Genomic DNA, 4,472 nt, shown 5'->3' with positions numbered 1-4,472 from the left:
GTCCTGGGGGCCGCCGGGGCGGGGGGTTTCCGTCATGGGTACGACTGTGCTCCGCCATCATGAGAGGAGTCTGAGGACGGGCTGAGAAGGGGTGCAGAACCCTGTTCACCCGGCATAAAGGATGCCGGGGGTCCGGGGGCGGAGCCCCCGGTTTCGGTCAGCCACAGCCGCAGGAGCGGCGGATCACCAGTCGTGAGGGGAACTGCTTGAGGCGCTCGCGCCGCGACCCCGCGAAGCGGAGCCCGTCGTCGAGGACGAGATCGACCGCCGAGCGGGCCATCGCCTGCCGGTCGGAGGCGACCGTGGTGAGCGGCGGGTCGGTCAGCGCCGCTTCCTTCACGTCGTCGAACGCCGCCACCGCCAGCTCCCCCGGCACGTCGATGCGCAGCTCGCGCGCGGCCCGCAGCACGCCGATGGCCTGGTCGTCGGTGGCGCACATCAGGGCCGGCGGCCGGTTGGGGCCGGCGAGCAGCTCCAGGGCGACCTTGTAGGCGTCGTAGCGGTTGTAGGGGGCCGGGAAGAGCCGGCCCTCCAGGGACTTCCCGGCCTCGCGCATGGCCCTTCGCCAGCCCTCGACGTGGTCGGTGACCGGGTCTCCTATGGCCGGCGTCGACTCCGTGCCGCCGAGGCAGGCGACGTACGGGTGGCCGTGCTCCAGGAGGTGGCGCGTGGCGAGCTGGGCGCCGCCGACGTCGTCGGTCACGACGGCCACGTCGTCGATCGCGTCGGGCCTGCGGTGCATCAGGACGATCCGGGCGTCCCAGGCGTCGATCTCCATGGCGGCGGTCTCGCTGGGGCCCTGGCTGATCAGGATCAGGCCGGAGACGCGCATGCCCAAGAAGGCGCGGAGGTAGTGCACTTCGCGCTCGTCGAGGTAGTCGGAGTTCCCGACGAGGACCATCTTCCCGCGCTCGGCCGCCGCCTGCTCGACCGCGTGCGCCATCTCCGCGAAGAAGGGCTGGCGCGCGTCCGGGACGATCAGGCCTATGAGGTCCGTCCGTCGTGAGGCCATCGCCTGGGCGACCCGGTCGGGCCGGTACCCCAGCTCCTTGATCGCGGCCAGCACTCGCTCCCGCGTCGCCGGTGCCACCGGGCGCGGTCCATTGTTGATGACGTAGCTGACGACCGCGGTCGACGTCCCCGCAAGTCTCGCCACATCGTCCCGCGTCACCTTGGCCACGCGCGGAAGTCTACGCGGGTCCACCTACCGTTTCACCGGGCGAACGGCCTCGGTTCGGTCACTGTGCGAGCCGTTCCGCGACCGCTCCCCCGGCGGCCGCCCGGCGGCGGCGCCGGGCCCGCCCTCCGGGGCGGCGGCCCGGCCGGGCGGCCCGGAGGCGGCGGGTCCGGCTTTCTCCTTCTCCGCCTTCTCGGCCTTCTCCAGCTTCTCCGGCAGCACGAACCGATAGCCCACGTTCCGGACGGTGCCGATCAAGGACTCGTGCTCGGGGCCCAGCTTGGCGCGCAGCCGCCGGACGTGGACGTCCACGGTGCGGGTACCGCCGAAGTAGTCGTAGCCCCAGACCTCTTGGAGGAGCTGGGCGCGGGTGAAGACCCGGCCGGGGTGCTGGGCGAGATATTTGAGCAGCTCGAATTCCTTGAAGGTCAGGTCCAGGACCCGGCCCTTGAGCTTGGCGCTGTAGGTGGCCTCGTCCACGGAGAGGTCGCCGGTGCGGATCTCCATCGGGCTGTCGTCCATGGAGATCTGCTGGCGTCCCATGGCCAGCCTCAGCCGGGCCTCGACCTCGGCGGGGCCCGCCGTGTCGAGGAGGACGTCGTCCACGCCCCAGTCGGCGGTGACGGCGGCGAGGCCGCCCTCGGTGACGACGAGGAGCAGCGGACAGCCCGGTCCGGTGGAGCGCAGCAGCTGGCAGAGGCTGCGGACGTGCGGCAGGTCGCGGCGGCCGTCGATCAGTATGACGTCGGCCCCGGGGGTGTCCACGAGGGCCGGGCCCTCGGCCGGGGCCACGCGCACGCTGTGCAGCAGCAGACCGAGCGCGGGCAGCACCTCGGTCGACGGCTGGAGGGCATTGGTCAGGAGGAGCAGGGAGCTCATCGGCAACCACCCGCCCGGGTCCTCGTACGGCTGGTACGACCCGTGGGGGTCGCGCTCTCTTGTCGTGCGCTTCGCTCGCCCATTACGTCGGTTCCTCCTCGGTCCCTGCGAGGACGGTTGGGGCACTGCTCGTCGTCCGAATGCACAAAAGGACCCGGGGGCCACTCTGCCCGGATCCTCTCTGCGCAGCAGAATAACCCACCCGGCATTCGACGGCGCGGACGATTTTGCATGAGCTTGTGTTTCGTCGGTCACTTCGAGTGGTCATCGCATCGCACTCTTGACAGCGGAAGGCCTGCGGCGTGGCGGTCGCGGGACGAGGCCGTCCCGTACCGTCCAGTCTCGCGCACCCACCGGCCCGCCGACGGCCGAACGGGGGTGCGCTGCGGCACGGACGGCGCACAGGAGCACGCGCCGGGGCGCGCGCCGTCGCGACGGCGCGCGCCCCGGTACCGATCCGCCGGACGGCCCTACGCCTCCGCGACCGGCTCCGCGAACTGCGCCTGGTACAGCCGGGCGTACGCCCCGCCCGTCGCCAGCAGCGAGTCGTGGGTGCCCTGCTCCACGATGCGGCCGGACTCCATCACCAGGATGACGTCCGCGTCACGGATGGTGGAGAGGCGGTGGGCGATCACAAAGCTGGTGCGCCCGGTCCGCAGCCGGCCCATGGCCTGCTGGATCAGCACCTCGGTGCGGGTGTCGACGGAGCTGGTGGCCTCGTCGAGGACGAGGATCTCCGGCTCGGCGAGGAAGGCCCGCGCGATGGTGATCAGCTGCTTCTCGCCGACGCTGACGTTGGAGCCCTCCTCGTCTATGACCGTGTCGTAGCCGTCGGGCAGCGTACGGACGAAGCGGTCGACGTGGGTGGCCTTCGCCGCCTCCACGATCTTGTCCATGGAGACTCCCTCGGGAGCGCCGTAGGCGATGTTCTCCGCGATCGTGCCGCCGAACAGCCAGGTGTCCTGGAGGACCATCCCGATGTGGGAGCGCAGCTCCTCCCGGGACATCCCGGCGACGTCGACGCCGTCGAGCGTGATGCGGCCCCCGTTGACCTCGTAGAAGCGCATCAGCAGATTGACCATCGTGGTCTTGCCGGCGCCGGTCGGGCCGACGATGGCCACGGTCTGGCCGGGCCGGACCGTCAGCGACAGGTCCTCGATGAGGGGGCGGTCGGGCTCGTAGCGGAAGGAGACCTTCTCGAAGGAGACCTCGCCGCGCACCCGCTCGGGGCGGCGCGCGTCCACCGGGTCGGCGGACTGCTCCTCCGCGTCCAGCAGCTCGAAGACGCGCTCGGCCGAGGCGACGCCGGACTGGACCAGGTTGGCCATGGAGGCCACCTGGGTCAGCGGCTGGCTGAACTGGCGCGAGTACTGCACGAACGCCTGGACGTCACCGATCGACAGTGAGCCGCTCGCCACGCGCAGCCCGCCGACCACGGCGACGAGCACATAGTTGAGGTTGCCGATGAACATCATCGCGGGCTGGATCAGGCCCGAGATGAACTGCGCCTTGAACCCGGCCTCGTAGAGCTCGTCGTTCTCCTTGCGGAAGGTCTCGGCGGACTCCTTCTGGCGGCCGAAGACCTTCACCAGCGAGTGGCCGGTGTACATCTCCTCGATGTGGGCGTTGAGCTTGCCCGTGGACTTCCACTGCGCGACGAACTGCGGCTGCGCCCGCTTGCCGATGCGGGTGGCGACGACGACCGACACCGGCACGGTCACCAGGGCGACCAGGGCCAGCAGCCAGGAGATCCAGAACATCATCGCCAGCACGCCGACGATCGTCAGCAGGGAGGCCATGATCTGGCTGAGGGTCTGCTGAAGGGTCTGCGCGATGTTGTCGATGTCGTTGGTGGCACGGGAGAGGACCTCGCCGCGCTGCTGCTTGTCGAAGTAGCTCAGCGGCAGCCGGCCGAGCTTCTCCTCGACCTCCTCGCGCAGCCGGAACACGGCCTTCTGGACGACGTTCGTGGCGATGCGGGCCTGGACGAGCTGGAAGAGGGACGAGCCCACATAGATCAGCGTCACCCACAGCAGCACCGTGCCGACGGCGCCGAAGTCGATGCCCTGGCCCGGGACGAAGTCGAGCCCGGAGAGCATGTCGGCGATCCTGCCGTCGCCCTGCTGCCGCATCCGCGCCAGGGCCTCGGCCTTGGTGGGGCCGGCCGGCATCTGGGAGCCGATCACACCGGCGAAGATCAGGTCGGTGGCGTGGCCGAGGACCTTGGGGCCGACGACGGCCAGCGCCACGCTGACCACGCCGAGCGCCAGGGCGACGGAGACGACCGCCCGCTCGGGACGCAGCCGGGCGAGGAGCCGGCGGCCGGAGCCTGCGAAGTCCATGGACTTCTCGGTGGGCTGGCCGCCCATGAAACGGGCCATGCCGACGGCGGGCGCGGGGCCTCTGCGCTGGGGGG

The 4,472-nt window shown here is 70.8% G+C and carries 3 protein-coding genes; all 3 read right to left on the bottom strand.

The genetic code is table 11. The annotated features are described in order from the left end of the window. Nucleotides 1-157 precede the first annotated feature (157 nt). Nucleotides 158-1,180: a LacI family DNA-binding transcriptional regulator gene (locus K6I33_RS32335; protein ID WP_229358135.1), complete on the bottom strand. Its 1,023-nt coding sequence runs from the start codon at nt 1,178-1,180 to the stop codon at nt 158-160. 24 nt (nt 1,181-1,204) lie between these two features. Beyond that, nucleotides 1,205-2,056: a response regulator transcription factor gene (locus tag K6I33_RS32330; RefSeq protein ID WP_229358134.1), complete on the bottom strand. Its 852-nt coding sequence runs from the start codon at nt 2,054-2,056 to the stop codon at nt 1,205-1,207. A 470-nt stretch (nt 2,057-2,526) separates the two neighbouring features. Then, a partial coding sequence (locus K6I33_RS32325) for an ABC transporter ATP-binding protein (protein WP_275126832.1) occupies nt 2,527-4,472 on the bottom strand: 1,946 nt, incomplete at its 5' end.

Origin of the sequence: Streptomyces sp. UNOB3_S3 (genome assembly GCF_020740895.1) — a bacterium.
Taxonomy (GTDB): domain Bacteria; phylum Actinomycetota; class Actinomycetes; order Streptomycetales; family Streptomycetaceae; genus Streptomyces.
This window is presented reverse-complemented; position numbering and strand designations above follow the sequence as displayed.